Below are 25810 nucleotides of genomic sequence, written 5' to 3' on the forward strand. Positions count from 1 at the left end.
TCGTTCTCAAAGGACTGTTTCTTATGAAGCGCTTGTTCTGTTTGGCTGCGATTGCGGCCGTGGTGGTAGGGCACTCGGTTTCGGCGCAGGCTGCCGGCCTGGAATTGGGTGTGGGGAGCACCAGTGAGTCGACCATGACCTATCGACTTGGGCTGACGTCGGATTGGGATAAGAGCTGGTGGCAGAGCGATACCGGCCGACTGACGGGCTATTGGAGCGGCGCCTACACGTATTGGGATGGCGACAAGCGCGCCAGTGTGAGCAGCCTGTCATTCTCGCCGGTATTTGTGTACGAGTTTGCCGGTCAGTCGGTCAAACCCTATATCGAGGCGGGGATCGGCGTGGCCGTGTTCTCACGTACGCGGGTCGAAGACAACAACATCGGCCAGGCTTTTCAGTTCGAAGACCGCCTGGGCTTTGGTTTGCGCTTTGCCGGTGGGCATGAAGTGGGCATCCGCGCCACGCATTATTCCAACGCGGGTATCAGCAGCAATAACGACGGGGTAGAGAGCTATTCGTTGCACTACACGTTGGCGTTGTAATGCGTTAGAGACGACTTTTCAGACCGGCGCAAAATTAAATGTGGGAGCGGGCTTGCTCGCGAAAGCGGTGTATCAGTCAACTCTTCGGTGACTGACACTCTGCCTTCGCGAGCAAGCCCGCTCCCACATTTTGATTTTCATCGGTCTCAGGTTCAGCGGTAAGCCGTCGCAATCCCTTCGCGCTCGGTCAAGCACTCCGGTGCGCCCATCTCGAATTCCCGACAGATCAGCGGGCGTCGCTCGTAAATCGTGCACATCATCGTGTCCCGATCCAGCGCCGCGCACCAGCCGTCATCCAGGCGCAGCATCACTTCGCCGCCCCAATCGTCGGTATCGATATAACGCTCCGGCACGCCCGTGTCGGTGATCAGCATGACTTCCAGCTGGCAGCAACAGGCCGCGCACGTCGAGCAGGTGACGGCGGGTTCGGTGATTTGAGTGTGCGGGATGTTAGTCATAGGCGCGCAGTGTAAGGCAAGCGCATCAACAGCGTGTGATTGCACTGACGGACGTCAGTGCCCGAGTTGCCGTGCGATCCAGTGCATCACCGGGAACAGGATCGCCCAAAGCAGGCCCAGGCCGATCATGGTCGGCACAGTGCCGTACCCGAAACTCACACCGGCCAATTGGCTGCCAGCGTAATAAGACAACGGCCCGCCCATCGCACCTAATAAGCTGGCGCGCCACCAGGGCTGCGCGCTCCAGGCCAGGCAATGGCGCAGCGTGGTCGCCAGCAATGCCCACAGCAGCACCAGCCAGAAAGGTATCAGTGGCCCCGGAAAGCTGAAGTGAAAGACGCCAAAGGTGCGCAGCGAGGTGTCGATGACGGTGCCCAGCAGGGTCACGGCGAGGATCACTTGCCCCTCCGCAGACCATGCACTTATCCACAGCAGGTGGATGGCCAGCACTGCGCCCGCTACCAGCAGCCATCGGCTGTCACCGCCCAGTACGCAGGCAAACCAGCCGCACTGGAACAGCACGGCATTCGCCAGCGGTTTAAGCACTGAAACGCCCGAGCAACGGCGGGTTGATGGCCGCCGGCTTGGCCAGCAGCAGTTGCGCGGTGCCAATTGTTCGTTCCATGAATCCGCCTTCGCAATAGCACAAATAGAATTCCCACAAGCGCAGGAAGTACTCATCGTAGCCCAGCTCTGCGAGGCGGCCATGGGCGCGACGAAAGTTCTCATGCCACAGGCGCAAGGTTTTCGCGTAGTGCAGGCCGAAGTCCTCCATGTGCAGCAGGTTCATGTCGGTGTCGCGGCTGACGATGTGCAGCATGTTCTGCACACAGGGCAGGGCGCCACCGGGGAAAATATAGCGCTGGATGAAGTCGACGCTGTTCTTGGCCTGCTCGAAGCGCTGTTCACGAATAGTGATGGCTTGCAGCAACATCAACCCGTCGCTCTTGAGCAAGTGCGCGCACTGCTTGAAGTAGGTCGGCAGGAAGCGATGGCCCACCGCTTCGATCATCTCGATGGACACCAGCTTGTCGTACTGGCCGGTCAGGTCGCGGTAGTCCTGCAACAACAGGGTCACCTGGTCCTTGAGCCCCAAGGCCTCGATGCGTTTTTCGGTGTAGGCAAACTGTTCTTTGGACAAGGTTGTGGTGGTGACTTTGCAGCCATAATGCTGCGCCGCGTACAACGCCATGCTGCCCCAGCCGGTGCCGATTTCCAGCAAATGGTCAGTGGGTTTGAGCGCAAGCTTCTGGCAGATGCGTTCCAGCTTGTTCAGTTGCGCCTGTTCCAGGGTGTCGTCGGGCGTCAGAAATTGCGCGGCCGAATACATCATGGTCGGGTCGAGGAATTCTTCGAACAGGTCGTTGCCCAGGTCGTAGTGGGCGGCGATGTTTTTCTGTGAGCCTTTGCGTGTATTGCGGTTGAGCCAGTGCAGGCCTTGGGTGAACGGCCGTGCCAGGCGCGCCAGCCCGCCTTCCATGGCGTCGAGCACCTCCAGGTTACTCACCATCACGCGCACCACCGAAGTCAGGTCCGGCGTGGTCCAGTAACCGTGGATAAACGCCTCGCCGGCGCCTATCGAACCGTTGGCCGCCACCAGGCCCCATACCGCTGAGTCGAGGATCTGGATTTCCCCCAGCAGGTGCGCTTCGCGTGCGCCGAACACTTGGCGTTCGCCGTCCTCGATCACCACCAACTGGCCGTGGCGCAGCTGGCTGAGTTGACGCAGCACCGCCTTGCGCAGCAGCGCGCTGGTCATGCCGTTGACGTTCAGGCGGTTGGTTTTGACCGATAAGCTAGGGGATTTCATGGCGGCGATCCTTGGTATACCCGACTGCGGTGCGAGAGGCGCCATCGGCGGCCTGATGGGGAAAAATCGGTGTTCGTTTGAGCAATAGGCGCATGGCCTGCCAGTAAATGGCGAGGCAGGTTTTGGCGGTCATCCACGGAAAGCGCCACAGGTAGCGATGCAGGCTGGCGCGGTTGAGCGCTTCTTTGTGCAGGCTCAAGGTGGCGTCGAAGACTTTCAACTCGCCTTGCCAATCGGCCATGTGCACGCCGAGCTTGGCGGCGGGCGGGCTGAAGCTCATGCGGTATTCCAGGTCGCGCGGCAAAAACGGCGAGACATGGAAGGCCTTGGCCACGGCGAAGTGCTGATGCTCATCCGCGCCGAGGGCCTGGGCCGGCAGCACGTAGTGATAGCGCTCGCGCCATGGGGTGTTGGTCACTTCACACAGGATCGCGGCCAGTTGGCCATCGGCCTCGAAACAGTAGAAGAAACTCACCGGGTTAAAAGCCAGGCCCCAACTGCGGGCCTGGGTCAGCAGGCAGATAACGCCCTGGGGTGTACGCCCCAAGGCCTTGCCGACTTCCTGGCGCACGGCATCGCTCAAGCTCATGCCGTGGCGGGTAAATTCACGCAGGTAATCCTGCTGGCGAAAGCCGAAGGGCGCCAGCCAGCTCGTGCCGGCCAGCGGCGACAAGCCGAGCACTTCGTCTTGTTCGCTCAAATCCAGGTACAGCAGGCCGATGCGGTAGCGAAAGGCATGGGCCTTGGGCGCAAACCGGCGATGGGCGATCCAGCCGCTGTACAGGGCGCTGTTCACAGGGTTTCTCCAAAGGCTTGGGCCACGCGCAATGCGCTGACCACGCCATCTTCATGGAAACCGTTGGCCCAGTAAGCGCCGCAATAAAACGTATTGCGCGCACCGAGCAATTCTTCCCAACGCCCTTGGGCGTCCACAGCGGCAAGGCTGTATTGCGGGTGGGCGTAGGTGTAGCGCGCGAGGATTTTCAGCGGGTTGATCATCGGCGTCTGGTTCAGGCTGACGCAGAAGGTGGTGGCGCTGTCGATACCTTGCAGGATGTTCATGTCGTAGGTGACGGCGGCCTGGGTTTGCGCAGTGCCGGTCAGCCGGTAATTCCAGCTGGCCCAGGCCAGTTTGCGGTCCGGCAACAGGCGCGTGTCGGTGTGCAGCACCACATCATTGTCGGCGTAGGGCAATGCGCCGAGGATCTCTTGTTCGGCCTGGCTCGGGTCGGCCAGCATGGCCAGGGCCTGATCGCTGTGACAGGCGAACACCACGCGATCAAATGTTTCGCTGCCGGCAGGGCTGTGGATAACCACGCCGTCGTCTGTGCGTTCTACTTTATGCACAGGGCAATTGAGGCGGATCTGCTCGCGAAAACTGCGTGTCAGCGGCTCGATGTAGCTGCTGGAGCCCCCTTCGATCACGCACCACTGTGGCCGGTTGCTGATCGACAGCAAGCCGTGGTTCTTGAAGAAACGCACAAAGAATTGCAGCGGAAACCCCAGCATGTCGGCCAGGGACATCGACCAGATCGCTGCGCCCATCGGCACGATGTAATGCCGGATAAACCGCGGGCCGTAACCGCCGGCTTCGAGGTAGTCGCCGAGGGTCATCTGCGCGCTGATCCGCTGCTCTTGCAGGTCCAGCGGCGCTTGGCGGTTGAAGCGCAAAATGTCGCGCAACATGCCCCAGAACCCAGGCGACAGAATATTGCGCCGTTGCGCAAACAGGCTGTTGAGGTTGTTGCCGTTGTACTCGAACCCGGCATTCTGGTCACACACCGAAAAGCTCATCTCGGTGGGCTTGAACTTCACACCGATCTGCCCAAGCAGGCGGATGAAGTTGGGGTAGGTCCAGTCGTTGAACACGATAAAGCCGGTGTCCACCGCATAGCTTTTGCCCTCGACGGTGACGTTGACCGTGTGGGTATGCCCGCCGATCCGCTCGCCCGCTTCGAACAGGCTGATGTCATGGCGGCGGCTGAGCAGGTACGCGCTGGTCAGCCCGGCGATGCCGCTGCCGATAATGGCGATCTTCACAGTCTGTCCTTCTGCGGCGGAGGGCTGCGCAGCATGCGTTTGCCGATGATCAGTTGGACGCGGTTGGGCAGCTTCGACAGCGGCCACAGGGTGGCGATAAACAGCGCGGGAAAGGCGATTTCCAGCGGGCGTTTGCCCAGCTTGGCAAAGATATGTTTCGCGGCCTTGTCGGCTGACCAGCTCAAGGGCATCGGGAAATCGTTGCGCTCGGTCAGCGGCGTGTCGACAAAACCCGGGCTGATGACCGTGACGTCGATGTTCTCGGACGACAGGCTGATGCGCAGGGATTCGAACAGGTAGCGCAGCCCGGCTTTGGACGCGCCATAGGCTTCGGCACGTGGCATCGGCAGGTAAGTCACGGCGCTGGCCACGCCCACCAGGTGCGGTGATTGCCCGGCGCGTAACAGTGGCAGCGCGGCTTCAATGCAATAAGCGCTTGCCAGCAGGTTGGTGCGCACCACGTGCTCGACGATGGAGGCGTCAAACTGCCGGGCGTCCACGTATTCACAGGTGCCGGCGTTGAGGATCACCGTGTCCAGTGAGCCCCAAACCACGCTGATGTGCTCGCCAATCTCGCGCACGGTCTGGCTGTTGGTCAGGTCGCCGGCCACCACCAGCACTTGTCCTGGATAACGTTGGGCGAGTGCTTCCAGCGGGCCTTTTGTGCGCGAGCTGAGGGCTACGTGGGCGCCGCTGTTGAGCAACTCCACGGCCAGCGAGGCACCGATGCCACTGCTGGCGCCGGTCAGCCAATATCGGCGGGGCGGTGTCAGGCTCATCCCATTCTCCTTTTCAGCCAACGGACTGCAGGGCCGAGTATTGGCAGGTGTTCATAGAGCAAGGCACCGGCATCGAAATAGTCACGATGGCGGTACACCTTGTCGCGCCACATCAGGTGTGAGCAGCCTTCCACGCGTATCACTTTTCCGCGGTTCAGCCGCGGGTGGCAAAAACTCATTTTCCAGCGCAAGTAGCCTTCGCCTTCGGCCACTTGGTCGAAGCCGTGAAAGTCGAAACGCAGCTGGCTGACATTGCTGTACAGCTCGGCGAAGTAGCGGTGCATCGCCGGTAAGCCATGCACTTCATGCAGCGGGTCGGTAAAGGCGATGTCCTTGCTGTACAGGCCGTCGAGCAGGTGCAGGTTGTGCTTGTCCAGCGTCGCAAAGGCCTGGGCGAACCGGGGCAGGAAGTCACTCATGTAAACCTCCGACCGCTTCGCGCGAGGGCAGGCTGCGGAAAGCGGCCAAGGCCCGTTCACGGGATTGCTTCAGGTCTACAATCGCGCGCGGGTAGTGCGCCACACCGAACAGGCCGCCGACGGCCTCGGGGTTGTGCACTTCCTTTTTATTCAGCGCGGCCAGTTCGGGTAGCCAGTGCTTGATGAACACGCCTTCACTGTCGAATTTTTCGGACTGGCTCAGCGGGCTGAAAATTCGGAAATAGGGCGCCGAGTCGGTGCCGGTGGATGAGCTCCACTGCCAGCCGCCGTTGTTGGCCGCCAGGTCGCCGTCGATCAGGTGGCGCATGAAAAAACGCTCGCCCTCGCGCCAGTCGATCAGCAGGTTCTTGGTCAGGAACATCGCTACCACCATGCGCAGGCGGTTGTGCATCCAGCCGGTTTCCAGCAATTGGCGCATGGCCGCGTCGATGATCGGCAGGCCGGTGCGCGCTTCCTGCCAGGCGGCGAGGTCTTTGGGCGCATCGCGCCAGGCCACTGCTTCGGTTTCGGGGCGGAAGGCGCGATGGCGCGAGACCCTTGGATAGCCGACCAGGATATGTTTGTAGAACTCGCGCCATAGCAGCTCGTTGATCCAGGTGATCGTGCCCACATCGCCACTTTCGAACTCGCCCTGGTTGGTCTGCAAGGCGGCATGCAGGCACTGTCGCGGTGAAACCACACCGGCAGCGAGGTAGGCGGAAAGCTGGCTGGTGCCGGGTTTGGCCGGAAAGTCGCGTTCGTCCTTATAGTAGCTGATCTGCTGGTCGGCGAAAGCGTCGAGACGGCGTCTGGCTTCGTCCTCACCGGCGGGCCAGAGCGCGCGCAAGGTTTCGCTGGGCGGCTGGAACCCTTCAACCTGTGTGGGGACGGGGTCGCTTTTCACGTACGTTTTGGCTTGGGCTTTTGGTGTTGCTACCAGGCGCGGGAGGGCGCTGTGCAGGCGGTTGTAGCAGACTTTGCGGAACTGGCTGAAGACCTGGAAGTAGGTGCCGGTTTTGGTCAACACACTGCCGGGTTGGAAAAACAGCTGGTCCAGATAAGGGTGGAACGTCACGCCGTCGGCTTCCAGAGCTTTGGCGACGGCGGCATCGCGGCGGCTCTCGTGGATGCCGTATTCCTCGTTGACGTGCACCGACTCAATCGACAGTTCCCGGCACAGCGTGCTCAGCACGGCGGGGGCCTGGTCCCAGGTCGCGGCGGTGCGGATCAGCAAGGGAATGTTCAATGCGCCGAGCGCCTGGCTCAGGTGCTGCAGGTTGCGCAGCCAAAAGTCGACTTTGCAGGGCGCGTCATCGTGGGCCAGCCATTGTTCGGGGCTGATCAGGTACACGGCAACGACCGGGCCTCGCTGGCTCGCGGCGGCCAGGGCGTTGTTGTCGTTCAGGCGCAGGTCGGTGCGCAGCCAGATCAAATGCATTTAAAGAAGTCCACGCTGGATCAGTATCTGATGGGCCGACAACGGGTCTTCGGCCACGAACAATTCAGGGGTGTCACGGGTTAATACGGCTAACTCGGCCTGGTGGATGCATACCGTTGGTCCGGCAATCAATGTTGGGCAACTGACGCCGCCCAGCAATTTCGGGAGCGAGGGCAGGTGCAGGGCCTTGCTCGAATACAGCAGCACGGCACGCGGTTGCAGGTGTTCCACGGCCAATGCCAATTCACCGGACGGCAAAGGCCAATCGAACACTTCCACGGGGCAATCGGCGCTGCTGGCGAGCCACGCGCTGAGCCACAGGTGCGGCTCCAGGGGCAGGTCGGAGTGGTTGACCAGCAGCAGCGGGGCGCCTTGCAGTTGGCGATTGTTGTGGTAGATCCGCGCGCCGAACTTGCTGCGCAGCCATGACAGGAAAAACACCCGTTCCATCTGCGCGCCGAATTGGCCCTGCCAGCGTTGTTCGAGCTCTTGCAGCAGCGGCAGCATCAATTGCTCGCACAAGGTACGTGGCGGGTAGAGCGCCATGGCCTGGTTGAACGCGTCGTCGACCCGGCGCTCGGCCAAGTCGCTGATCGCGGTCACCAGGTTCTGGCGCAACGCGTGCCATTCGTTTTCGACGGTGTCGGGGCTGATTTGGGCGGTGTCGATAAGGTTTTTTACCTGGCTGACCGGTACGCCGCGGTTGAGCCAGGTGAGGATGGTGTGGATGCGTTGCACGTGCTCGGCGCTGAACAGCCGATGACCTTTGGGCGTGCGCTGGGGCACGATCAAGCCGTAGCGGCGTTCCCAGGCGCGCAGCGTCACAGCGTTGACGCCGGTCTGGCGTGCCACTTCACGAATCGGCAGCCAGCCGTCTTCGAGGGCTTGGGTGATGTCTTCGCCTGGTTCGTCTTGCGGGGCAGCGTTCATGAGGTGCTTTTCATGGGTTAGATCGCATTGCGTAGGCTGAGGTTTTCCGGGTGCGGTTGCAGGTAGGCCTGCTGCGCGATGTAGCGGTCCGGGTGTTGGCGAAAGTGGTGTTTGAGCAGAGTAAGGGGCACCACCAGCGGCACGATGCCGTGGCGGTACTGGCCGATGACCGTTTGCATTTCCTGCTTGTCGTCGGCGCTGATGGCCTGCTTGAGGTAGCCGCTGATGTGTTGCAGCACATTGGAGTGGGTGCCCCGGGTGGCGCATTTTTTCAGGCCGATCATCAGTTCGCTGAAGTAACCGGCGGCCAACTCATCAAGGTTGATGCCCTTGCCCATGCTGCCCAGCAAGTGGCCAAGGCTTTTGTAATGCACGGGGCTGTGGGCCATCAGCAGGTATTTGTAGCGCGAGTGAAAAGCCAGCAGGCGGTGACGCGTCAGGCCTTCGGCCAGCAGCTGTTGCCAGCTGGCATATACGAATACGCGGGTCAGGAAGTTTTCCCGCAATACCGGGTCATTCAGCCGACCGTCTTCTTCCACCGGCAGGTTGGGGTGGCGTAAACAAAATGCCTGGGCGTAAATGCCACGCCCGCCGCCCTCTACTGGCGTACCGTTATCGCGGTAGACCTTGACCCGTTCCAGGCCGCACGAGGGCGATTTTTGCATGAAGATGTAGCCGCACAGGTCGGTATGTTCCGCAGCCATTTGCTGGCCGTAATCGTCCAACGGCTGCGTCACATTGAGCTCACGGCGCACGCTGCCGACGGCTTGCGGGTGGTCAGGGTCGCCCACCAGGCGGATCGGTTCGCGGGGGATGCCCAGGCCGATTGCGACTTCGGGGCACAGCGGCACAAACTCGAAGTAGTCGGCCAGGGTTTGGCTGCACAGCAGGGATTGTTTGTGTCCGCCGTTGAAGCGCACGTTCTCGCCTAACAGGCAGGCGCTGATGGCGATCTTCGGTTTTCCAGTGCTGGACATGTTCAAACCTCTCCGAGATTCCTGTACACACAGTTAAGCCTGTACAACTGGATCTCATCATAGGTTTGATGCTGTACAAGTCAATTATTTTGTACAAGTATTTGCGGGCAGGCTATTTCCAGCCGATTCGCCACACTTCAGCATTTTGCAGGGTTTGCCAGGCCAGGCGTTCGGTGCGCTGGGTCATGACGGCTTGCAGTTCGATGTCGAGCACGGTGCCTTCTTCATCACGAAACAGTTCGGTGACCAAGAAGTGTTTCTCCTTGTTGCGTGGATGCGCTGCTGTCCATTTCGACAGCAGCAATTTGGCTGGGTTGATGCGATTCATTGCAAGTGCTCGATCAAACGTCGCGCGGCTTCCTGGCCGCTGAGCCACGCACCCTCGACCCGGCCGGACAGGCACCAGTCGCCGCACACATACAAGCCCAGGTCAGCATCGGCCAGTACACCGAACTCATGGCTGCTAGAAGGGCGTGCGTAGAGCCAGCGATGGGCCAGGCTGAAGGACGGTGCGGGCATGGCGCTGTGCAGTAATTCGGCGAAGGCACCGTGCAGTTGTTCGATCACCGCTTCCTTGGGCAGGTCCAGGTGCGCCTTGCTCCAGGCACTGGTGGCGTGCAGTACCCACGTGTCGAGGGTGGTGTCGCGCCCAGGTTTACTGCGGTTTCGCGCCAGCCAGTCGAGGGGGCTGTCTTGCACGAAGCAGCCTTCCATCGGTGTATCCAAAGGTTTGTCGAAGGCCAGCGCAATCGCCCAGGTCGGGTCCATCTTCACCCCGGCGGCAGCACTCGCCAGCTTGGGCGCAGCGGCCAGCAGCGCGGTGGCTTGTGGTGCCGGGGTGGCGATCACCACATGGCTGAATGGGCCGTGATTGCCACCGTCCGCGTCCAGCAGGTTCCAATGCTGTTTGCCTTGGAACACTTCGGTGATGCGGCAACCGAACTCCACCGGCAAATCGTCGAGCAGCGCGCGGGTGATGGCGCTCATGCGCGGCGTGCCGACCCAGCGGATCTGTTCATCGGGGGAGGGCGTGAGTTGGCCGGACTTGAAGTTGTACAGCTGCGGTTTCCACTGTTCGGCCCAGCCGTTGCTTTGCCAGCGTTGCACCTCGTTGACGAAGCGCCGGTCGCGGGCGGTGAAATATTGCGCGCCCATGTCCAGCGCGCCGGCATCGCTGCGCTTGCTGGACATGCGGCCGCCACTGCCACGGCTTTTATCGAAGAGTTGTACAGCGTGCCCCGCGTCTCTTAACGCTCGGGCGGCGGAGAGACCGGCGATGCCGGTGCCGATGATCGCGATGGGAACAGTCATGGGAGGCCTCGTTTTACCGTTGGGTACAGACTACGCCGACACCAATAGCTGTACAATATTGTTTTTTGGTATAAGTTTTGGCGTACCTGTTCTTGTGGCGTGACCTATGGTTAAAGCTGAGGCTTAAACCAACGTAACGCCCCCTTACATAAAATCCCTGCTTATAAAATAGACTAGCGATGGGCGGCAAACGTTACATGAGGAGGAACCCATGCATATTTTGCTGACCGGCGGTACTGGCTTGATTGGTCGCCAACTCTGCCAGCACTGGCTTGCCCAAGGGCATCGCCTGACTGTTTGGAGCCGTGAACCGGACACCGTGGCCAAATGGTGCGGTGATGAGGTGTTGGGTGTAGGCCACCTGCAGGACGTGACAGGTCCCGTAGATGCGGTGGTCAATCTGGCCGGCGCGCCCATCGCTGATCGTCCGTGGACGAAAAAGCGCAAGGCCTTGTTGTGGAGCAGTCGCATCAGTCTCACCGAAACGCTGCTGGCGTGGATGGAAGGCTTGGCGCAAAAGCCGGCGGTGCTGATTTCCGGTTCAGCCGTGGGCTGGTATGGCGACGGCGGCGAGCGCGAATTGACCGAAGCCAGTGGCCCGGTGCTGGACGACTTCCCCAGCCAGCTGTGTATCGCCTGGGAAGAAACCGCGTTGCGCGCCGAATCCCTGGGCGTTCGCGTGGTGCTGGTGCGCACCGGCCTGGTATTGGCGGCGCAGGGCGGCTTTTTGTCACGGCTGCTGCTGCCTTTCAAACTGGCGCTGGGCGGGCCGATCGGCGATGGTCGGCAGTGGATGCCGTGGGTACATATCAAAGATCAAATCGCCCTGATTGATTTTCTTCTGCACAAGGGTGACGCCAGCGGTCCTTATAATGCTTGCGCTCCGCACCCGGTGCGTAACCGCGAGTTCGCCAAGACCCTGGGCCGGGTGTTGCACCGCCCGGCGTTCATGCCGATGCCGGCGTTTGCATTGAAGGTCGGGCTGGGCGAGCTGTCCGGGTTATTGCTGGGCGGGCAGAAGGCAGTTCCCGAACGGCTGCTGGCTGCCGGTTTCACTTTTCAGTTCACTGAGTTGCACGCGGCCCTGGAAGACTTGTCCAGCCGCCTCTAGAGATAGGATGTTGCATGACGGATCACGCGTTGTTACTGGTCAACCTGGGTTCACCGGCGTCCACTTCGGTGGCCGATGTGCGCAGCTACCTCAATCAGTTCCTGATGGACCCTTACGTGATCGACCTGCCGTGGCCGGTGCGGCGTTTGCTGGTGTCGCTGATCCTGATCAAGCGTCCGGAGCAGTCCGCGCATGCTTATGCCTCGATCTGGTGGGACGAGGGCTCGCCGCTGGTTGTCTTGAGCCGTCGCCTGCAGCAGCAAATGACGGCGCAGTGGACCCAGGGCCCGGTGGAACTGGCGATGCGTTACGGCGAGCCGTCCCTTGAAACCACCTTGATGCGCCTGGCTGCCCAGGGCATCGAAAAAGTCACCCTGGCGCCGCTGTACCCGCAGTTTGCCGACAGCACCGTGACCACGGTGATTGAAGAAGCCAAACGTGTCGTGCGCGATAAAAAGCTCAAGGTGCAGTTCTCGATCCTGCAACCGTTCTACGATCAGCCGGAATACCTCGACGCGCTGGTTACGAGCGTCCGGCCGTATGTGGAACAGGATTACGATCATTTACTGCTGAGTTTTCACGGCCTGCCCGAGCGTCATCTCACAAAGCTCGACCCTACCGGCGGGCATTGCTTTAAGGATGCCGATTGCTGCAAGAACGCCTCGCCCGAGGTGCTTGCCACTTGTTATCGCGCGCAATGCTTCAGCGTTGCGCGTAACTTTGCCGCGCGCATGGGGCTGCCGGAGGGCAAGTGGTCGGTGGCCTTCCAGTCGCGCCTGGGCCGGGCGAAGTGGATTGAACCGTACACCGAAGCACGTCTGGAAGCGCTGGCCCAACAAGGCGTGAAAAAGTTGCTGGTGATGTGCCCGGCATTTGTGGCGGACTGCATTGAGACGCTGGAAGAGATTGGTGACCGCGGCCTGGAGCAGTTCCGCGAAGCGGGCGGCGAGGAGTTGGTGTTGGTGCCGTGCCTCAATGATGACCCGCAGTGGGCAGCGGCGCTCAATACACTGTGTGAAAGAGCGCCGTTGGCACTGTAATCAGATTGTCGAAACGATAGAAATCAAATGTGGGAGTCGGGCTTGCCCTAATGCCAGCCAGTTATGCGCAGATCCCCTGTAGGAGCGGGCTTGCTCGCGAAAGCGGTGGGTCAATCAACATCAATGTTTGCTGGGCCGCCTTCGCGAGCAAGCCCGCTCCCACATTTGATCTTCGCTGCATTGAGCATTTCGTTCGCTCAACTGACTGGCATTAGGGCTTGCCCGCGATAGCGATGCATCAGCCACTGGAAGTATCGACTGACAAATCGCCATCGCGGGCAAGCCCGGCTCCCACATTGTTTTGTAGTGTTTACTCGTGGTGGGGTTCGCCGAGGAAGGTCAGCGAAGTGAACAGCCCCCGTGTAGCCACATCAGCATTGTCTTTTAGCGGCAGCTCCACTTGCGCGGCAATCACATTCAAACCTTCATTACGCACCAGCACTTGGGCCCGCCCGTCTTTGTCGGTCTCGGTGCTCAGGGTGTTCGGCGCATTGCGATAGTCGCCCACCAGCTTGATCCCCGCCGCTGGCTTGCCATCCAGCAGCACCCGCACGGGCAGTGACCTGCCAGGTCCTACCGTCAGCGGATCAACTTCCGGCAGGATCAACAGCTTGATCTGATCCAGCTTCGGCAACTTCGCCCCCGGCTGGTAAATCGCCAGGCTGTACTTGAAGGTCTGGGTCGACTCAATCGCCCCGGGCACTTTGCTGCGGCCCTGGTTGATCCACTTCTTGTCCGCCGTCTGCGACCACATCCCGTTATCCAATGCGACGGCTAAAACGGCGGGCGATTTCAGCGGCTGCAGGCGCGCGTGGTCGGCCAGGCGCTCCACGGTCACCGGGATCATCTTGCCGCTGGCGTCATAGGCCCAGGCGCCGCTGATTTTCTGCGCCTTGAAGGCGTTATCTTCCGCGCCGTGGCCATAGATAACCTCGATGTTGCCGCGTCGTTGTTCGGTCCACAGGCCGTGGGCCGAGACCTGGCTGGCAAACAACAAGCCGAGTACGGCCAGGGATTTGAAGGCTTGCATGGAGACGTCCTTTTACAGGTTGAGGGTCAGGCTGACGTTGACGTTGCGCGGCTCGCCGGGGTTGACCCAGTAATTGCTGTAGGAGCGCTCGTAGTACTTTTCGTCGAATAGGTTGTTGAGGTTCAGGCCCACGGTGACGTTGTCACTGGCCTTGTAATGGGCGAGCAGGTCGACGGTGTGGTAGGCGGGCAGTTTGAAGCGACTGCCTGCCTCGCCGGAGCGATCGCCGACATAGGTGAAGGCCGCGCCCACGTCTGAGCCGCGCAACGCACCATTCTGGAACTCATACACCCCCAACAGGCTGCCGCTGCGTTTGGCCACGCCGAGAATTCGGCTACCCGTGGGGATGGCTTTGTCGCCCTTGGTTACTTCGGCGTCGATGTAGGCAAAGGCGCCGATGAGTCTGACGGCATCAGTCACTTGCCCGGTCAGTTGCAGGTCGAAACCCTGGCTGCGGGCCTTGCCCATGGCGCGGTTAAGGTCGGTGGCCGGGTCGAGTGCGAGGACGTTTTCCTTTTCGATATGGAACGCGGCGAGGGTGGCACTCAGGCGGTCGTCGAACAGCTCGCTCTTGATGCCGACTTCATAACCCAGACCTTCTTCAGGCTTGAAGGATTTGCCGCCGGCATCCAGGCCATTGTTCGGTTTGAACGAGGTTGAGGCGTTGGCGAATACACCGATGTGCGGTGTGAGTTGGTAAAGCAATCCTGCGCGTTGGGTCAGGGCATTGTGGGTTTGTCGGCTTTTGGCAGGGTGGCGGGTGAAGTCGTCGATGCTTTGTTCAAAGTGCTCAAAGCGCATGCCAACCATGCCGCGCAGGCGGTCGGTGAACACGATCTGGTCTTGCAGGTTCAGCGCCTGGCTCTTCACCTGTTCGAATAAGTCGGTGCCGGAGCGTGCGCCGTCGGGTTTGGGTTGGCCATAGATCGGCTTATAGATATCGATGGGGTAGAGGCTGCCGCCGATAGCCGTCACGCGTTCCTTCTTGCGGTAGTCCTCGTATTCGGTGCCGATCAGCAGTTCGTGCTGCCAACTGCCGATGTCGAAAAGGCCGCGCAGTTCCAGCTGGGTGATGCTGTCGTGCCACCCGGTGGAGCGTTCGCGGTAGCGGCGGTTGACGGTGTGCCCATCGGCGTTCAGCGCGCGGCTTTCCGACGCGTCGCCCCACAGGCTGCCTTGTTTGTAGTGGCTGGCGAGGCGCAGTTTCCAGGCGTCGTTGAGGTGATGTTCCAGGGTGGCTTGCAGGCGGTTGTTGTGGTTGCGGATGTTGCCGTCGTTGGGTTCGCCGAGGAAGGTCGAGCGGGACATGCCGTGGTTGGCGACAATGCCTCGGTCGAAGGTAGAGCTGTGGCGCACGAATTCGCTTTCCACCAGCAGGCTGGTATCCGGGTCCAACTGCCAGCTGAAAGAGGGCGCGACGAACACGCGCCTGGCGTCTACGTGATCGCGGAAGCTGTGGCCGTCTTCCACGGCCAGGTTCACGCGCGACAGCACGCGACCTTCGCTGTCGAGCGGGGTGTTCACATCCAGTGCTGTGCGATAACGGTCCCAACTGCCGGCGCTGGTTTGCACGGTGGTGAAGGCTTGCGGCTGCGGTTTCTTGGTGACGATATTCACGGTGCCGCCGGGATCGCCGCGGCCATACAGGCTGGCAGCGGGGCCTTTGAGCACTTCAATGCGTTCGATATTGGCCGCATCTGGTGTGCTCGGGTAGCCACGGTTAGCGCTGAAACCGTCCTGATAGAACTCCGACGTGGTGAAGCCGCGCACGCTGTATTCGTAGAGCGTCAGGCCGCCAAAGTTGTTTTGCTTGGACACACCGCCGGCAAATTCCAGGGCGCGTTCCACATCGGTGCTGCCCAGGTCTTTGAGCACCGTCGCGGGAATCACGCTGATCGATTGTGGGATGTCGCGAAGGGCCGTGTCAGTTTTTGTCGCGCTGGCGGAGCGGGTGGCGCGATAGCCTTTGACGGGGCTGGTGGCGGATTCATAGTCGTCGCTGGTGACGCTGATGGTGTCCAGTTCAACGGCGTTGTCTTCGGCGTAAGCGGGGTCGAGCAATAAACCCAAGGCCAGGCCCGCCATGGGAGCAAATCTTTGAGACGGCATGATAGAGCGTTCCAATGTCTATATTGAAACAATATAACATGCCGAATGAGAATGGATTTCTTTTGAAATATTAGGATACAGGAGCCCGTGAACGGGCTCCCAAAGCCCTTATTCCTCTTCTTTCACCGGGGCAGGTGGTGGGCGCAAGCCGATTTCCGCCAGCAGCTTGATCTCTTTGCCGTTGCGCATCACCTGGATCGCCACCTTGTCGGTTGGTTTGATCCGCGCCACCTGGTTCATCGACTTGCGGCCGTCACCGGCTGGTTCGCCGTCAATGCTCAGGATCACATCGCCCAATTGCAGGCCGGCTTTCTGCGCCGGGCCGTCTCGGAAGATCCCCGCGACCACGATGCCAGGGCGCCCGGTCAAGCCAAACGACTCGGCCAATTCCTTGGTCAACGGCTGCACTTCGATCCCCAGCCAACCGCGAATCACCTGGCCGTGTTCGATGATCGACTTCATCACTTCCATTGCCAGCTTCACCGGGATCGCAAAACCGATGCCTTGGGAGCCACCCGATTTCGAGAAGATCGCGGTGTTGATGCCGGTCAGGTTGCCATTGGCATCTACCAGTGCGCCGCCGGAGTTGCCCGGGTTGATGGCTGCGTCGGTCTGGATAAAGTCTTCGTAGCTGTTAAGCCCCAACTGGTTACGCCCGGTGGCGCTGATGATGCCCATGGTGACTGTCTGGCCGACACCGAACGGATTGCCGATGGCCAGGGCCACATCACCCACGCGCAGCCCTTCAGAGCGGCCGATAGTGATCGAAGGCAGGCTTTTGAGGTCGATCTTCAGCACGGCGAGGTCGGTTTCCGGGTCGCTGCCGACCACGCGGGCCAGGGTTTCGCGGCCGTCGCGCAGGGCCACGACAATCTGGTCGGCGCCGGTGGTCACGTGGTTGTTGGTGAGGATGTAGCCTTCCGGGCTCATGATCACGCCGGAACCGAGGCTGGATTCCATACGGCGTTGCTTGGGCCCGTTGTCCCCGAAGTAGCGGCGAAATTGCGGGTCTTCAAACAACGGGTGTGCAGGTTTGTTGATGACCTTGGTGGTGTACAGGTTGACCACGGCGGGCGCGGCGATGACGACAGCGTCTGCATAGGTCACCGGGCCTTGCACCACCGAATTGCTTTGCGGGGCCTGTTGCAGGTTCACGTCAAGGCTGGGTAAGCCCACCCACTGGGGATAACGCTGAATAATCAGCATCGCGATCAGCACGCCAGCCAACAATGGCCATCCAAAAAAACGCAGTGCCTTGAGCATCAAGTAAGTCCTGACAGGTTGCAGGGGGCGGGAGAGCGCCCATAATGTCGCGCATTATACGAGGCTGCGAGCGCCTCGGAACGGGATATTTAGGAGTCTTTTATGGCCGTGCCCCTTAGCACCCTGGTCGAGGAAGCGGACCGCTATCTCGGCAGCGCAAAAATTGCCGATTATTGCCCCAATGGCCTGCAGGTCGAGGGTCGTCCGCAGGTGATGCGCATTGTCAGCGGCGTAACCGCAAGCCAAGCCCTGCTGGACGCCGCCGTCGAAGCCAAGGCCGACTTGGTGCTGGTGCACCACGGTTACTTCTGGAAGGGCGAAAACCCGTGCATTACCGGCATGAAGCAGTGCCGCCTCAAAACCCTGCTCAAGCATGACATCAGCCTGTTGGCCTATCACCTGCCGCTGGATCTGCACGCGGATGTTGGTAATAACGTGCAACTGGCCCGCCACCTGGACATCACCGTCGAAGGCCCGCTGGACCCGAGCAACCCCAAAATCGTCGGCCTGGTCGGTTCTCTCGCCGAACCGTTGTCGCCGCGCGACTTCGCCCGTCGTGTGCAGGATGTGATGGGCCGCGAGCCGCTGCTGATCGAAGGCAGCGAGATGATCCGCCGTGTCGGCTGGTGCACGGGGGGTGGCCAGGGCTATATCGACCAGGCGATTGCGGCGGGTGTCGATCTGTACCTGAGCGGCGAAGCGTCCGAGCAAACTTTCCACAGTGCGCGGGAAAACGACATCAGCTTTATTGCAGCCGGGCACCACGCCACTGAGCGCTACGGGGTGCAGGCGTTGGGTGATTACCTGGCCCGGCGTTTTGCCCTGGAGCATTTGTTCATCGATTGCCCCAATCCGATCTAACGAACTCCACAGAAGGAATGTGGTGCGGGCTTGTGTGGGAGCAAGCCCGCTCCCACATTCGACCGAGGCAGGCCTAACTCAGTGGCATATTCATATACCGTTTCGATCTAGCTGGCGCCCTGAATAGAAGAAGGTGCTGTGCTAGCATGCCCCGCTCGAACACGGCCCGCTGGCCGTCCATAAGATCGTTTTTCCGTGAGTAGCCATGGTCGACAAACTGACGCATCTGAAACAGCTGGAGGCGGAAAGCATCCACATCATCCGCGAGGTCGCCGCCGAGTTCGACAACCCGGTGATGCTTTACTCGATCGGTAAAGACTCCGCCGTGATGCTGCATCTGGCACGCAAGGCCTTCTTTCCGGGCAAACTGCCGTTCCCGGTGATGCACGTCGACACCCGCTGGAAATTCCAGGAGATGTACAAGTTCCGCGACAAGATGGTCGAAGAGCTGGGCCTGGACCTGATCACCCACATCAACCCGGATGGGGTTGCGCAGGGCATCAACCCGTTCACCCACGGCAGCGCCAAGCACACCGATATCATGAAAACCGAAGGCCTCAAGCAGGCGTTGGACAAGCATGGTTTCGACGCAGCTTTCGGCGGTGCCCGTCGTGATGAAGAGAAATCCCGCGCCAAAGAGCGCGTGTACTCGTTCCGCGACAGCAAACACCGCTGGGACCCGAAAAACCAGCGCCCGGAGCTGTGGAACGTTTACAACGGCAACGTCAACAAGGGTGAGTCGATCCGTGTGTTCCCGCTGTCCAACTGGACCGAGCTGGACATCTGGCAGTACATCTACCTGGAAGGCATCCCGATTGTGCCGCTGTACTTTGCCGCCGAGCGCGACGTGATCGAGAAAAACGGCACGTTGATCATGATCGACGACGACCGCATCCTCGAGCACCTGTCCGACGAAGACAAAGCCCGAATCGTCAAAAAGAAAGTACGTTTCCGTACCCTTGGCTGCTACCCGTTGACGGGCGCGGTGGAGTCCGAAGCCGAGACGCTGACCGACATCATTCAGGAAATGCTCCTGACGCGAACTTCCGAGCGCCAGGGCCGGGTCATCGACCACGATGGCGCAGGCTCGATGGAAGATAAAAAACGGCAGGGTTATTTCTAAGGGGCTGTCACCAATGTCGCATCAATCTGATTTGATCAGCGAGGACATTCTCGCCTACCTGGGCCAGCACGAGCGCAAGGAAATGTTGCGCTTCCTGACCTGCGGCAACGTCGACGACGGCAAGAGCACCCTGATCGGGCGCCTGCTGCACGACTCCAAGATGATCTACGAAGATCACCTGGAAGCCATCACCCGCGACTCGAAGAAGTCCGGCACCACCGGTGACGATATCGACCTGGCTTTGCTGGTCGATGGCCTGCAGGCCGAGCGTGAACAGGGCATCACCATTGATGTTGCCTACCGCTACTTCTCCACCGCAAAGCGCAAATTCATCATCGCCGACACCCCCGGCCATGAGCAGTACACCCGCAACATGGCCACTGGTGCCTCCACCTGTGACCTGGCGATCATCCTGATTGATGCCCGCTACGGTGTGCAGACCCAGACCCGTCGCCACAGCTTTATTGCCTCGTTGCTGGGTATCAAGCACATCGTGGTGGCCGTCAACAAGATGGACATCAATGGTTTTGACCAAAGCATCTTCGAGCAGATCAAGGCTGATTACCTGAAGTTCGCCGACGGCATCGCATTCAAGCCGAGCACCATGGCATTCGTGCCGATGTCCGCGCTCAAAGGCGATAACGTGGTGAACAAGAGTGAGCGGTCGCCCTGGTACACCGGCCAGTCGCTGATGGAGATTCTCGAAACCGTCGAGATCGCCAACGACCGCAACTACACCGACCTGCGTTTCCCGGTGCAGTACGTCAACCGTCCGAACCTGAACTTCCGTGGTTTCGCCGGCACCCTGGCCAGCGGCATCGTGCACAAGGGTGACGAAGTCGTGGTGCTGCCGTCGGGCAAGAGCAGCCGCGTCAAATCCATCGTCACCTTCGACGGTGAGTTGGAACACGCCGGCCCAGGCCAGGCCGTGACCCTGACCATGGAAGACGAAATCGACATCTCCCGTGGCGACCTGCTGGTTCATGCCGACAACGTGCCGCAAGTGACCGACGCCTTCGACGCCATGCTGGTGTGGATGGCCGAAGAACCGATGCTGCCGGGCAAGAAGTACGACATCAAGCGCGCCACCAGCTACGTGCCGGGTTCTATCACCAGCATCGTGCATCGCGTAGACGTGAACACCCTGGCCGAAGGCCCGGCGAGTTCGCTGCAGTTGAACGAGATTGGTCGCGTCAAGTTCAGCCTCGACGCCGCCATCGCGCTGGACGGCTACGACAGCAACCGCACCACCGGTGCGTTTATTGTCATCGACCGCTTGACCAACGGCACGGTGGCCGCGGGCATGATCATCGCGCCGCCGGTCAACCATGGCTCGGCCACGCATCACGGCAAGTTGGCCCATGTGGCTACCGAAGAGCGCGCCCAGCGCTTCGGCCAGCAGCCGGCTACCGTGCTGTTCAGCGGCCTGTCGGGCGCGGGCAAGAGCACCTTGGCCTATGCGGTTGAGCGCAAGCTGTTCGACATGGGCCGTGCAGTGTTCGTACTGGATGGCCAGAACCTGCGCCACGACCTGAACAAAGGGTTGCCGCAGGACCGTACCGGGCGCACCGAAAATTGGCGGCGTGCCGCTCACGTGGCGCGCCAGTTCAACGAGGCCGGCCTGCTGACCCTGGCCGCATTCGTTGCCCCGGATGCCGAGGGCCGCGAACAGGCCAAGGCGCTGATTGGTGCCGATCGCCTGCTGACGGTTTACGTGCAGGCCTCGCCGTTGGTGTGCGCCGAGCGTGATCCGCAAGGCCTGTACGCTGCCGGTGGGGATAACATCCCTGGCGAGTCCTTCCCGTATGACGTGCCGTTGAATGCCGACCTGGTCATCGACACCCAGGCACTGTCGCTGGAAGACAGCGTCAAGCAAGTGCTGGAGCTGTTGCGTCAGCGCGGCGCGATCTAAACCTCGCCGCCACACAAAAGCCCGCCACCGAGCACTCGGTGGCGGGCTTTTTTACATCGTCTCAAAAGTGGACTCGGTCAATGTGGGAGCTGGCTTGCCTGCGATGGCGGACTGTCCGTTTATGTTTCCTCGGCTGACCCACCGCTATCGCAGGCAAGCCAGCTCCCACATTAAATTGCATTCACACGTTGATCAGCGACTGCCTGGATAATCTGTGTGAAGCTTGTCTAGAAGCGCATCCTTGTCTTCCCACAGCCGGTTGATCCAGCCCTGGAACGCCAACCGATACTCCCCGTCCTGCTCATAATTCTTGCCAATGAACTCGGCAGGGATCTGCACTTCTGCAAACTGCACGACCACGTCCTTCACATTCCCGCACAGCAAATCCCAGTAACCCGGGCGCCCGGCAGGGTAGTGAATCGTCACGTTCACCAGTGACTTCAACTGCTCGCCCATGGCATCCAGCACAAACGCGATACCGCCAGCCTTGGGCTTGAGCAGGTAGCGAAACGGCGATTTCTGCTGGGCATGCTTGCCCGGCGTAAACCGAGTGCCTTCGGCAAAGTTGAAAATCCCCACTGGGTTGTTGCGAAATTTCGCACATGTCTTGCGGGTGGTTTCCAGGTCTTTGCCTTTCTTCTCCGGATGCTTTTCCAAATAGGCCTTGGTATAGCGCTTCATGAACGGAAAGCCCAACGCCCACCACGCCAGGCCAATCACCGGCACCCAGATCAGTTCCTGCTTGAGGAAGAACTTCAGTGGGCGAATCCGTCGATTGAGCACGTATTGCAGGACCATGATGTCAACCCAGCTCTGGTGGTTACTGGTCACCAGGTATGAGTGCTGGTAATCAAGGCCCTCAAGGCCTGTCAGGTGCCAGCGGGTGCGCCGCACCAGGTTCATCCAGCCCTTGTTGTTGGTCACCCAGGCTTCATGGGTGTGGTTCATCAGCCATTCGCTAAAGCGTTTGGCAAACGGCAGTGCCTTGAACAGCGCGACAATAAACAGGAACGAGCACAGCAGGATCGTGTTCAGCGCCAGCAGCAGCGAAGCAATTACCCCGCGCACGGCGGCAGGTAGAAAATCCAGCATTTAGATATCCATAGGTCGGTTGGCGGCTTGAATCGCAGTCAGGGCGATGGTGTACACGATGTCGTCGACCTGGGCGCCGCGCGGCAGGTCGTTTACCGGCTTGCGCAGGCCTTGCAGCATGGGCCCCAGGCTCACGCAATCGGCACTGCGTTGCACGGCTTTGTGCGTGGTATTGCCGGTGTTCAGGTCGGGGAACACAAACACCGTGGCTTTGCCGGCGACCTGGCTGTTGGGCGCCAACTGCCGGGCGACGGTTTCGTTGGCGGCGGCGTCGTATTGCAAGGGCCCGTCGATCAGCAGTGAGCTTTGCTGCTCATGGGCGAGCAGGGTGGCTTCGCGGACTTTCTCCACTTCCTCGCCACTGGCCGAGTCGCCGCTGGAATAGCTGATCATTGCCACGCGCGGGGTGATACCGAAAGCCGCGGCCGAGTCAGCGCTTTGCAGGGCGATTTCTGCCAGTTCGGCGGCGCTCGGGTGTGGGTTCATCACGCAGTCGCCATACACCAGCACCTGCTCGGGGAACAACATGAAGAACACCGACGACACCAAGGTGCAGCCCGGCGCCGTTTTAATCAGCTGCAGGGCAGGGCGGATGGTGTTGGCGGTGGAGTGGATAACGCCGGAGACCAGGCCGTCCACTTCATCCAGCGCAAGCATCATCGTGGCGATCACCACCGTGTCTTCCAGTTGCTGCTCGGCCATCGGCGCATTGAGGCTCTTGCTCTTGCGTAGCGCGACCATCGGTTCGACATACCGCTGGCGAATCAGGTCCGGGTCGAGAATCTCCAGGCCTTCGGGCAACTCAATGCCGTGGGCGCGGGCAACCGCTTCCACATCGGCCGGCTTGGCCAGCAGCACGCAACGGGCAATGCCCCGGGCCTGGCAGATGGCGGCGGCTTGTACGGTCAACGGCTCGCTGCCTTCGGGCAGCACGATGCGTTTGTTGGCCGCCTGGGCGCGCTGGATCAACTGATAGCGGAACACCGCTGGCGACAGGCGCATCTCCCGAGGCGTACCGCAGCGTTGGTGCAGCCAGCGCGCATCCAGGTGGCTGGCGACGAAATCGGTGATGATCTCCGCACGTTCGCGGTCATCAATCGGGATTTCCTTGTTCAGGCTGTTGAGCTGGTTGGCGGTGTCGTAGGAGCCGGTGCTCACCGACAACACCGGCAGCCCGGCCTGGAAAGCGCCGCGGCACAGATCCATGATGCGTGGGTCGGGCAGGGTGTCGCTGGTCAGCAGCAAGCCGGCCAGGGGCACACCGTTGATCGCGGCCAGGCTGACGGCGAGGATGATGTCGTCGCGGTCTCCGGGGGTAACCACCAATACGCCGGGCTTGAGCAGTTCAACGGTGTTACGCATGGTGCGGGCGCAGATGATGATCTTGGTCATGCGCCGGCTTTCATAGTCGCCGGCGTTGAGAATCTGCGCGCCCATCAGGTCGGCTACGTCGCGGGTGCGCGGCGCATTGAGTTCGGGCTGGTAGGGAATGCAGCCAAGCAGGCGGAAATCCCCGCTGCGCAACAGCGGCGAATGCTCTTTGAGGCGCGCCGAGAACGCTTCCATGGTTTCATCGGTGCGCACTTTATTGAGAATCACACCGAGCATTTTCGGGTCTTTAGGGCCGCCGAACAGTTGGGCCTGCAGTTCCACGCGGCCGGAGAGTTCGGTGAGCACTTCGTTTTCCGGCGCCGAGACCAGGATCACTTCTGCGTCGAGGCTCTTGGCCAGGTGCAGGTTGACCCGCGCCGCATAGCTGGCGCTGCGGGTCGGCACCATGCCCTCAACGATCAGCACGTCCTTGCCCACAGCGGCTTGCTGATAAAGGGTGATGATTTCTTCGAGCAGTTCGTCGAGCTGGCCGTCGCCGAGCATCCGCTCCACATGGGCCAGGCCCAGGGGTTGTGGTGGCTTCAGGCCGTGGGTGCGGGCCACCAGCTCGGTGGAGCGTTCGGGGCCGGTGTCGCCCGGGTGTGGCTGGGCAATGGGTTTGAAGAAGCCGACTTTCAGCCCGGCCCGCTCAAGGGTACGCACCAGCCCAAGGCTGATGGAGGTCAGACCCACACCAAAATCGGTGGGCGCGATAAAAAAAGTCTGCATGCGAATTCTCTGGAGGTGCATGGCTTCGGTGGCGTTCTATGGTTGAGCGCCTACCGGGAATCAGGTACCAAGGTTATCGTTATTCGCGCTTTTGCGCACACCAGCCGCACGCAAAGGGCAGGCCTATTTTTTCAAGGCGCTGCGCAGGGTCGAGCACCCAGGCGCGGGACTGCCATGGCGGCTGGTGGCGCAGGTGTTGGGTGTGGCCGCAGGACAGGTCGGCGACCCAGTGCCGGTCGTCGTCCTGGTGGAAACCAATGATGAAGGATGCCGTTGATCGGTCCCGTCTGTCCGGGTTCTGTTCGCTTTCGGGCAAATCCTTGTTTAGACTTGTCCGTTCTTCATTCTTATGCAAAAGGTCTCGCCCCATGACGATCGCCGCTAACAAGGCTGTCTCCATCGACTATACCCTGACCAACGACGCTGGTGAGGTCATCGACAGCTCCGCCGGCGGCGCGCCGCTGGTCTACCTGCAAGGCGCAGGTAACATCATCCCGGGCCTGGAGAAGGCTCTGGAAGGCAAGAACGTCGGTGACGAACTGACTGTCGCCGTAGAACCTGAAGATGCTTACGGCGAATACTCCGCCGAACTGGTCAGCACCCTGAGCCGCAGCATGTTCGAAGGCGTCGACGAGCTGGAAGTGGGCATGCAGTTCCACGCTTCCGCGCCGGATGGCCAAATGCAGATCGTCACCATCCGCGATCTGGACGGCGACGACGTGACTGTCGACGGCAACCACCCTCTGGCTGGCCAGCGCCTGAACTTCCAAGTGAAGATCGTTGCCATCCGCGACGCTTCCCAGGAAGAAGTGGCTCACGGCCACGTCCATGGTGAAGGCGGTCACCAGCACTGATTGATGGTTTAATCAGCTGGTAACAAAAACGCCCCGACTGGTTCGGGGCGTTTTTTTTGCTTGAAAATATCTATCTCACACCCCGCAGTCCAAATGTGGGAGCGGGCTTGCCCGCGATGGGGGCGTGTCAGCCACCTTATAAGTGATTGATCCACCGCTATCGCGGGCAAGTCCTCCCACATTTTGAACTGCGCACGCCCTATATCAGGCACAAACAAAAATGCCCCGGACCTTTCGGTACGGGGCATTTCTTAACTGTGACGTAACCTGGGCTACGTTGCAGTTTTTACCACTTAGGCTGCTGCAGCGACGTTCAGAGCCTTGATGTGGCCATTCAGGCGGCTCTTATGACGAGCGGCCTTGTTCTTGTGGATGATGCCTTTATCAGCCATACGGTCGATAACTGGCACGGCCAGAACGTAAGCAGCTTGGGCTTTTTCAGCGTCTTTGGTGTCGATGGCTTTAACTACATTCTTGATGTAGGTACGAACCATGGAACGCAGGCTGGCGTTGTGGCTGCGACGCTTCTCAGCCTGTTTTGCACGTTTTTTGGCGGAAGGTGTGTTGGCCACCGTCGAGCTCCTCGAAAGACTTTTTAGGAAATAGCAAAC

Annotated in this window: 26 protein-coding genes; 7 read left to right on the top strand and 19 right to left on the bottom strand. The window is 60.5% G+C overall.

The features are described from left to right. Positions 1-23: 23 nt before the first annotated feature. Positions 24-542: an acyloxyacyl hydrolase gene (locus A7J50_RS03760; protein WP_064450612.1), complete on the top strand. Its 519-nt coding sequence runs from the start codon at positions 24-26 to the stop codon at positions 540-542. Positions 543-694: 152 nt separating this feature from the next. Here the strand turns inward: A7J50_RS03760 and A7J50_RS03765 are convergent, their stop codons facing one another. The 12 genes from A7J50_RS03765 to A7J50_RS03820 form a co-directional block, all read right to left on the bottom strand. Further along, positions 695-1000 carry a YkgJ family cysteine cluster protein gene (locus A7J50_RS03765; RefSeq protein ID WP_016977069.1) on the bottom strand — a complete coding sequence of 102 codons (306 nt, stop codon included), beginning with the start codon at positions 998-1000 and terminating at the stop codon, positions 695-697. A gap of 54 nt (positions 1001-1054) precedes the next feature. Further along, positions 1055-1546: a DUF2878 domain-containing protein gene (locus A7J50_RS03770; protein WP_064450613.1), complete on the bottom strand. Its 492-nt coding sequence runs from the start codon at positions 1544-1546 to the stop codon at positions 1055-1057. Next, complete coding sequence (locus A7J50_RS03775; RefSeq protein WP_064450614.1) at positions 1539-2810, bottom strand: SAM-dependent methyltransferase; 1272 nt, start codon at positions 2808-2810, stop codon at positions 1539-1541. Before A7J50_RS03775 ends, A7J50_RS03770 begins: the two co-directional genes overlap by 8 nt. After that, on the bottom strand, positions 2797-3606 hold the full coding sequence (locus tag A7J50_RS03780; RefSeq protein WP_064450615.1) for a DUF1365 domain-containing protein: 810 nt from the start codon (positions 3604-3606) through the stop codon (positions 2797-2799). The genes A7J50_RS03775 and A7J50_RS03780 overlap by 14 nt, the downstream gene beginning before the upstream one ends. Then, positions 3603-4850, bottom strand: coding sequence for an NAD(P)/FAD-dependent oxidoreductase (locus tag A7J50_RS03785; protein WP_064450616.1), 1248 nt, complete (start codon positions 4848-4850; stop codon positions 3603-3605). The genes A7J50_RS03780 and A7J50_RS03785 overlap by 4 nt, the downstream gene beginning before the upstream one ends. Beyond that, positions 4847-5629: an SDR family NAD(P)-dependent oxidoreductase gene (locus tag A7J50_RS03790; protein ID WP_064450617.1), complete on the bottom strand. Its 783-nt coding sequence runs from the start codon at positions 5627-5629 to the stop codon at positions 4847-4849. Before A7J50_RS03790 ends, A7J50_RS03785 begins: the two co-directional genes overlap by 4 nt. Continuing rightward, positions 5626-6048, bottom strand: a complete 423-nt coding sequence (locus A7J50_RS03795; protein WP_064450618.1) for a nuclear transport factor 2 family protein — start codon at positions 6046-6048, stop codon at positions 5626-5628. The genes A7J50_RS03790 and A7J50_RS03795 overlap by 4 nt, the downstream gene beginning before the upstream one ends. Beyond that, entirely contained in the window at positions 6041-7486 is a 1446-nt protein-coding gene (gene phrB, locus A7J50_RS03800) for a deoxyribodipyrimidine photo-lyase (protein ID WP_064450619.1), read from the bottom strand. Before phrB ends, A7J50_RS03795 begins: the two co-directional genes overlap by 8 nt. After that, on the bottom strand, positions 7487-8416 hold the full coding sequence (locus tag A7J50_RS03805; protein ID WP_064450620.1) for a MerR family transcriptional regulator: 930 nt from the start codon (positions 8414-8416) through the stop codon (positions 7487-7489). It abuts the gene before it with no gap. A 17-nt stretch (positions 8417-8433) separates the two neighbouring features. After that, on the bottom strand, positions 8434-9393 hold the full coding sequence (locus tag A7J50_RS03810; protein WP_064450621.1) for a YbgA family protein: 960 nt from the start codon (positions 9391-9393) through the stop codon (positions 8434-8436). 112 nt (positions 9394-9505) lie between these two features. Beyond that, complete coding sequence (locus A7J50_RS03815; RefSeq protein WP_064450622.1) at positions 9506-9721, bottom strand: TIGR02450 family Trp-rich protein; 216 nt, start codon at positions 9719-9721, stop codon at positions 9506-9508. Next, the gene (locus A7J50_RS03820) at positions 9718-10704 is read right to left on the bottom strand and encodes an NAD(P)/FAD-dependent oxidoreductase (RefSeq protein WP_064450623.1); all 987 of its coding nucleotides are present in this window, start codon (positions 10702-10704) and stop codon (positions 9718-9720) included. Before A7J50_RS03820 ends, A7J50_RS03815 begins: the two co-directional genes overlap by 4 nt. A gap of 211 nt (positions 10705-10915) precedes the next feature. On the opposite strand from A7J50_RS03820, the gene A7J50_RS03825 reads away from it, so the two are divergent. Together A7J50_RS03825 and hemH are read left to right on the top strand one after the other, a co-directional pair. After that, positions 10916-11815, top strand: coding sequence for a TIGR01777 family oxidoreductase (locus tag A7J50_RS03825; protein WP_064450624.1), 900 nt, complete (start codon positions 10916-10918; stop codon positions 11813-11815). Positions 11816-11829: 14 nt separating this feature from the next. Next, positions 11830-12855 carry a ferrochelatase gene (gene hemH / locus A7J50_RS03830; RefSeq protein ID WP_064450625.1) on the top strand — a complete coding sequence of 342 codons (1026 nt, stop codon included), beginning with the start codon at positions 11830-11832 and terminating at the stop codon, positions 12853-12855. 310 nt (positions 12856-13165) lie between these two features. Here the strand turns inward: hemH and A7J50_RS03835 are convergent, their stop codons facing one another. The 3 genes from A7J50_RS03835 to algW form a co-directional block, all read right to left on the bottom strand. Then, positions 13166-13885, bottom strand: a complete 720-nt coding sequence (locus tag A7J50_RS03835; RefSeq protein ID WP_064450626.1) for a DUF4198 domain-containing protein — start codon at positions 13883-13885, stop codon at positions 13166-13168. A gap of 12 nt (positions 13886-13897) precedes the next feature. Further along, positions 13898-15994 carry a TonB-dependent siderophore receptor gene (locus tag A7J50_RS03840; RefSeq protein WP_064450627.1) on the bottom strand — a complete coding sequence of 699 codons (2097 nt, stop codon included), beginning with the start codon at positions 15992-15994 and terminating at the stop codon, positions 13898-13900. Positions 15995-16102: 108 nt separating this feature from the next. Continuing rightward, entirely contained in the window at positions 16103-17257 is a 1155-nt protein-coding gene (gene algW, locus A7J50_RS03845; RefSeq protein WP_064450628.1) for a Do family serine endopeptidase AlgW, read from the bottom strand. Positions 17258-17359: 102 nt separating this feature from the next. Between algW and A7J50_RS03850 the strand changes: the two genes are divergently transcribed. The 3 genes from A7J50_RS03850 to cysN all read left to right on the top strand — a co-directional run bounded on the left by A7J50_RS03850 (position 17360) and on the right by cysN (position 21153). Continuing rightward, positions 17360-18118: a Nif3-like dinuclear metal center hexameric protein gene (locus tag A7J50_RS03850; protein WP_064450629.1), complete on the top strand. Its 759-nt coding sequence runs from the start codon at positions 17360-17362 to the stop codon at positions 18116-18118. 205 nt (positions 18119-18323) lie between these two features. After that, complete coding sequence (cysD, locus tag A7J50_RS03855; RefSeq protein WP_049710083.1) at positions 18324-19241, top strand: sulfate adenylyltransferase subunit CysD; 918 nt, start codon at positions 18324-18326, stop codon at positions 19239-19241. 13 nt (positions 19242-19254) lie between these two features. Then, positions 19255-21153 carry a sulfate adenylyltransferase subunit CysN gene (cysN, locus tag A7J50_RS03860; RefSeq protein WP_064450630.1) on the top strand — a complete coding sequence of 633 codons (1899 nt, stop codon included), beginning with the start codon at positions 19255-19257 and terminating at the stop codon, positions 21151-21153. Positions 21154-21345: 192 nt separating this feature from the next. On the opposite strand, the gene A7J50_RS03865 is transcribed toward cysN, so the two are convergent. From A7J50_RS03865 to A7J50_RS03875, 3 genes are all read right to left on the bottom strand, one after another. Next, the gene (locus A7J50_RS03865; protein WP_064450631.1) at positions 21346-22245 is read right to left on the bottom strand and encodes an acyltransferase; all 900 of its coding nucleotides are present in this window, start codon (positions 22243-22245) and stop codon (positions 21346-21348) included. Beyond that, positions 22246-24345 carry a phosphate acetyltransferase gene (gene pta / locus A7J50_RS03870; RefSeq protein ID WP_064450632.1) on the bottom strand — a complete coding sequence of 700 codons (2100 nt, stop codon included), beginning with the start codon at positions 24343-24345 and terminating at the stop codon, positions 22246-22248. 79 nt (positions 24346-24424) lie between these two features. Further along, positions 24425-24715, bottom strand: coding sequence for a DUF3565 domain-containing protein (locus tag A7J50_RS03875; RefSeq protein WP_064450633.1), 291 nt, complete (start codon positions 24713-24715; stop codon positions 24425-24427). Between A7J50_RS03875 and A7J50_RS03880 the strand changes: the two genes are divergently transcribed. After that, positions 24714-25199 (top strand): FKBP-type peptidyl-prolyl cis-trans isomerase, encoded by a 486-nt coding sequence (locus A7J50_RS03880; RefSeq protein ID WP_016976314.1) that lies wholly within the window; start codon positions 24714-24716, stop codon positions 25197-25199. The genes A7J50_RS03875 and A7J50_RS03880 overlap by 2 nt on opposite strands. 293 nt (positions 25200-25492) lie before the next feature. On the opposite strand, the gene rpsT is transcribed toward A7J50_RS03880, so the two are convergent. Continuing rightward, on the bottom strand, positions 25493-25771 hold the full coding sequence (gene rpsT, locus A7J50_RS03885) for a 30S ribosomal protein S20 (RefSeq protein ID WP_003171647.1): 279 nt from the start codon (positions 25769-25771) through the stop codon (positions 25493-25495). Positions 25772-25810: the final 39 nt, after the last annotated feature.

The organism is Pseudomonas antarctica (assembly GCF_001647715.1).
Classification (GTDB): domain Bacteria; phylum Pseudomonadota; class Gammaproteobacteria; order Pseudomonadales; family Pseudomonadaceae; genus Aquipseudomonas; species Aquipseudomonas antarctica_A.

Bases quoted from the DNA above. Each gene is read 5' to 3' on its own strand.
- A7J50_RS03840 (WP_064450627.1), bottom strand. From the start codon at position 15,994: ATGCCGTCTCAAAGATTTGCTCCCATGGCGGGCCTGGCCTTGGGTTTA.
- A7J50_RS03850 (WP_064450629.1), top strand. From the start codon at position 17,360: ATGGCCGTGCCCCTTAGCACCCTGGTCGAGGAAGCGGACCGCTATCTC.
- cysN (WP_064450630.1), top strand. From the start codon at position 19,255: ATGTCGCATCAATCTGATTTGATCAGCGAGGACATTCTCGCCTACCTG.
- pta (WP_064450632.1), bottom strand. From the start codon at position 24,345: ATGCAGACTTTTTTTATCGCGCCCACCGATTTTGGTGTGGGTCTGACC.
- cysD (WP_049710083.1), top strand. From the start codon at position 18,324: ATGGTCGACAAACTGACGCATCTGAAACAGCTGGAGGCGGAAAGCATC.
- A7J50_RS03790 (WP_064450617.1), bottom strand. From the start codon at position 5,629: ATGAGCCTGACACCGCCCCGCCGATATTGGCTGACCGGCGCCAGCAGT.
- A7J50_RS03810 (WP_064450621.1), bottom strand. From the start codon at position 9,393: ATGTCCAGCACTGGAAAACCGAAGATCGCCATCAGCGCCTGCCTGTTA.
- algW (WP_064450628.1), bottom strand. From the start codon at position 17,257: ATGCTCAAGGCACTGCGTTTTTTTGGATGGCCATTGTTGGCTGGCGTG.
- A7J50_RS03765 (WP_016977069.1), bottom strand. From the start codon at position 1,000: ATGACTAACATCCCGCACACTCAAATCACCGAACCCGCCGTCACCTGC.
- A7J50_RS03760 (WP_064450612.1), top strand. From the start codon at position 24: ATGAAGCGCTTGTTCTGTTTGGCTGCGATTGCGGCCGTGGTGGTAGGG.
- A7J50_RS03795 (WP_064450618.1), bottom strand. From the start codon at position 6,048: ATGAGTGACTTCCTGCCCCGGTTCGCCCAGGCCTTTGCGACGCTGGAC.
- A7J50_RS03880 (WP_016976314.1), top strand. From the start codon at position 24,714: ATGACGATCGCCGCTAACAAGGCTGTCTCCATCGACTATACCCTGACC.
- A7J50_RS03815 (WP_064450622.1), bottom strand. From the start codon at position 9,721: ATGAATCGCATCAACCCAGCCAAATTGCTGCTGTCGAAATGGACAGCA.
- phrB (WP_064450619.1), bottom strand. From the start codon at position 7,486: ATGCATTTGATCTGGCTGCGCACCGACCTGCGCCTGAACGACAACAAC.
- hemH (WP_064450625.1), top strand. From the start codon at position 11,830: ATGACGGATCACGCGTTGTTACTGGTCAACCTGGGTTCACCGGCGTCC.
- A7J50_RS03865 (WP_064450631.1), bottom strand. From the start codon at position 22,245: ATGCTGGATTTTCTACCTGCCGCCGTGCGCGGGGTAATTGCTTCGCTG.
- A7J50_RS03875 (WP_064450633.1), bottom strand. From the start codon at position 24,715: ATGGGGCGAGACCTTTTGCATAAGAATGAAGAACGGACAAGTCTAAAC.
- A7J50_RS03835 (WP_064450626.1), bottom strand. From the start codon at position 13,885: ATGCAAGCCTTCAAATCCCTGGCCGTACTCGGCTTGTTGTTTGCCAGC.
- A7J50_RS03775 (WP_064450614.1), bottom strand. From the start codon at position 2,810: ATGAAATCCCCTAGCTTATCGGTCAAAACCAACCGCCTGAACGTCAAC.
- A7J50_RS03820 (WP_064450623.1), bottom strand. From the start codon at position 10,704: ATGACTGTTCCCATCGCGATCATCGGCACCGGCATCGCCGGTCTCTCC.
- A7J50_RS03825 (WP_064450624.1), top strand. From the start codon at position 10,916: ATGCATATTTTGCTGACCGGCGGTACTGGCTTGATTGGTCGCCAACTC.
- A7J50_RS03805 (WP_064450620.1), bottom strand. From the start codon at position 8,416: ATGAACGCTGCCCCGCAAGACGAACCAGGCGAAGACATCACCCAAGCC.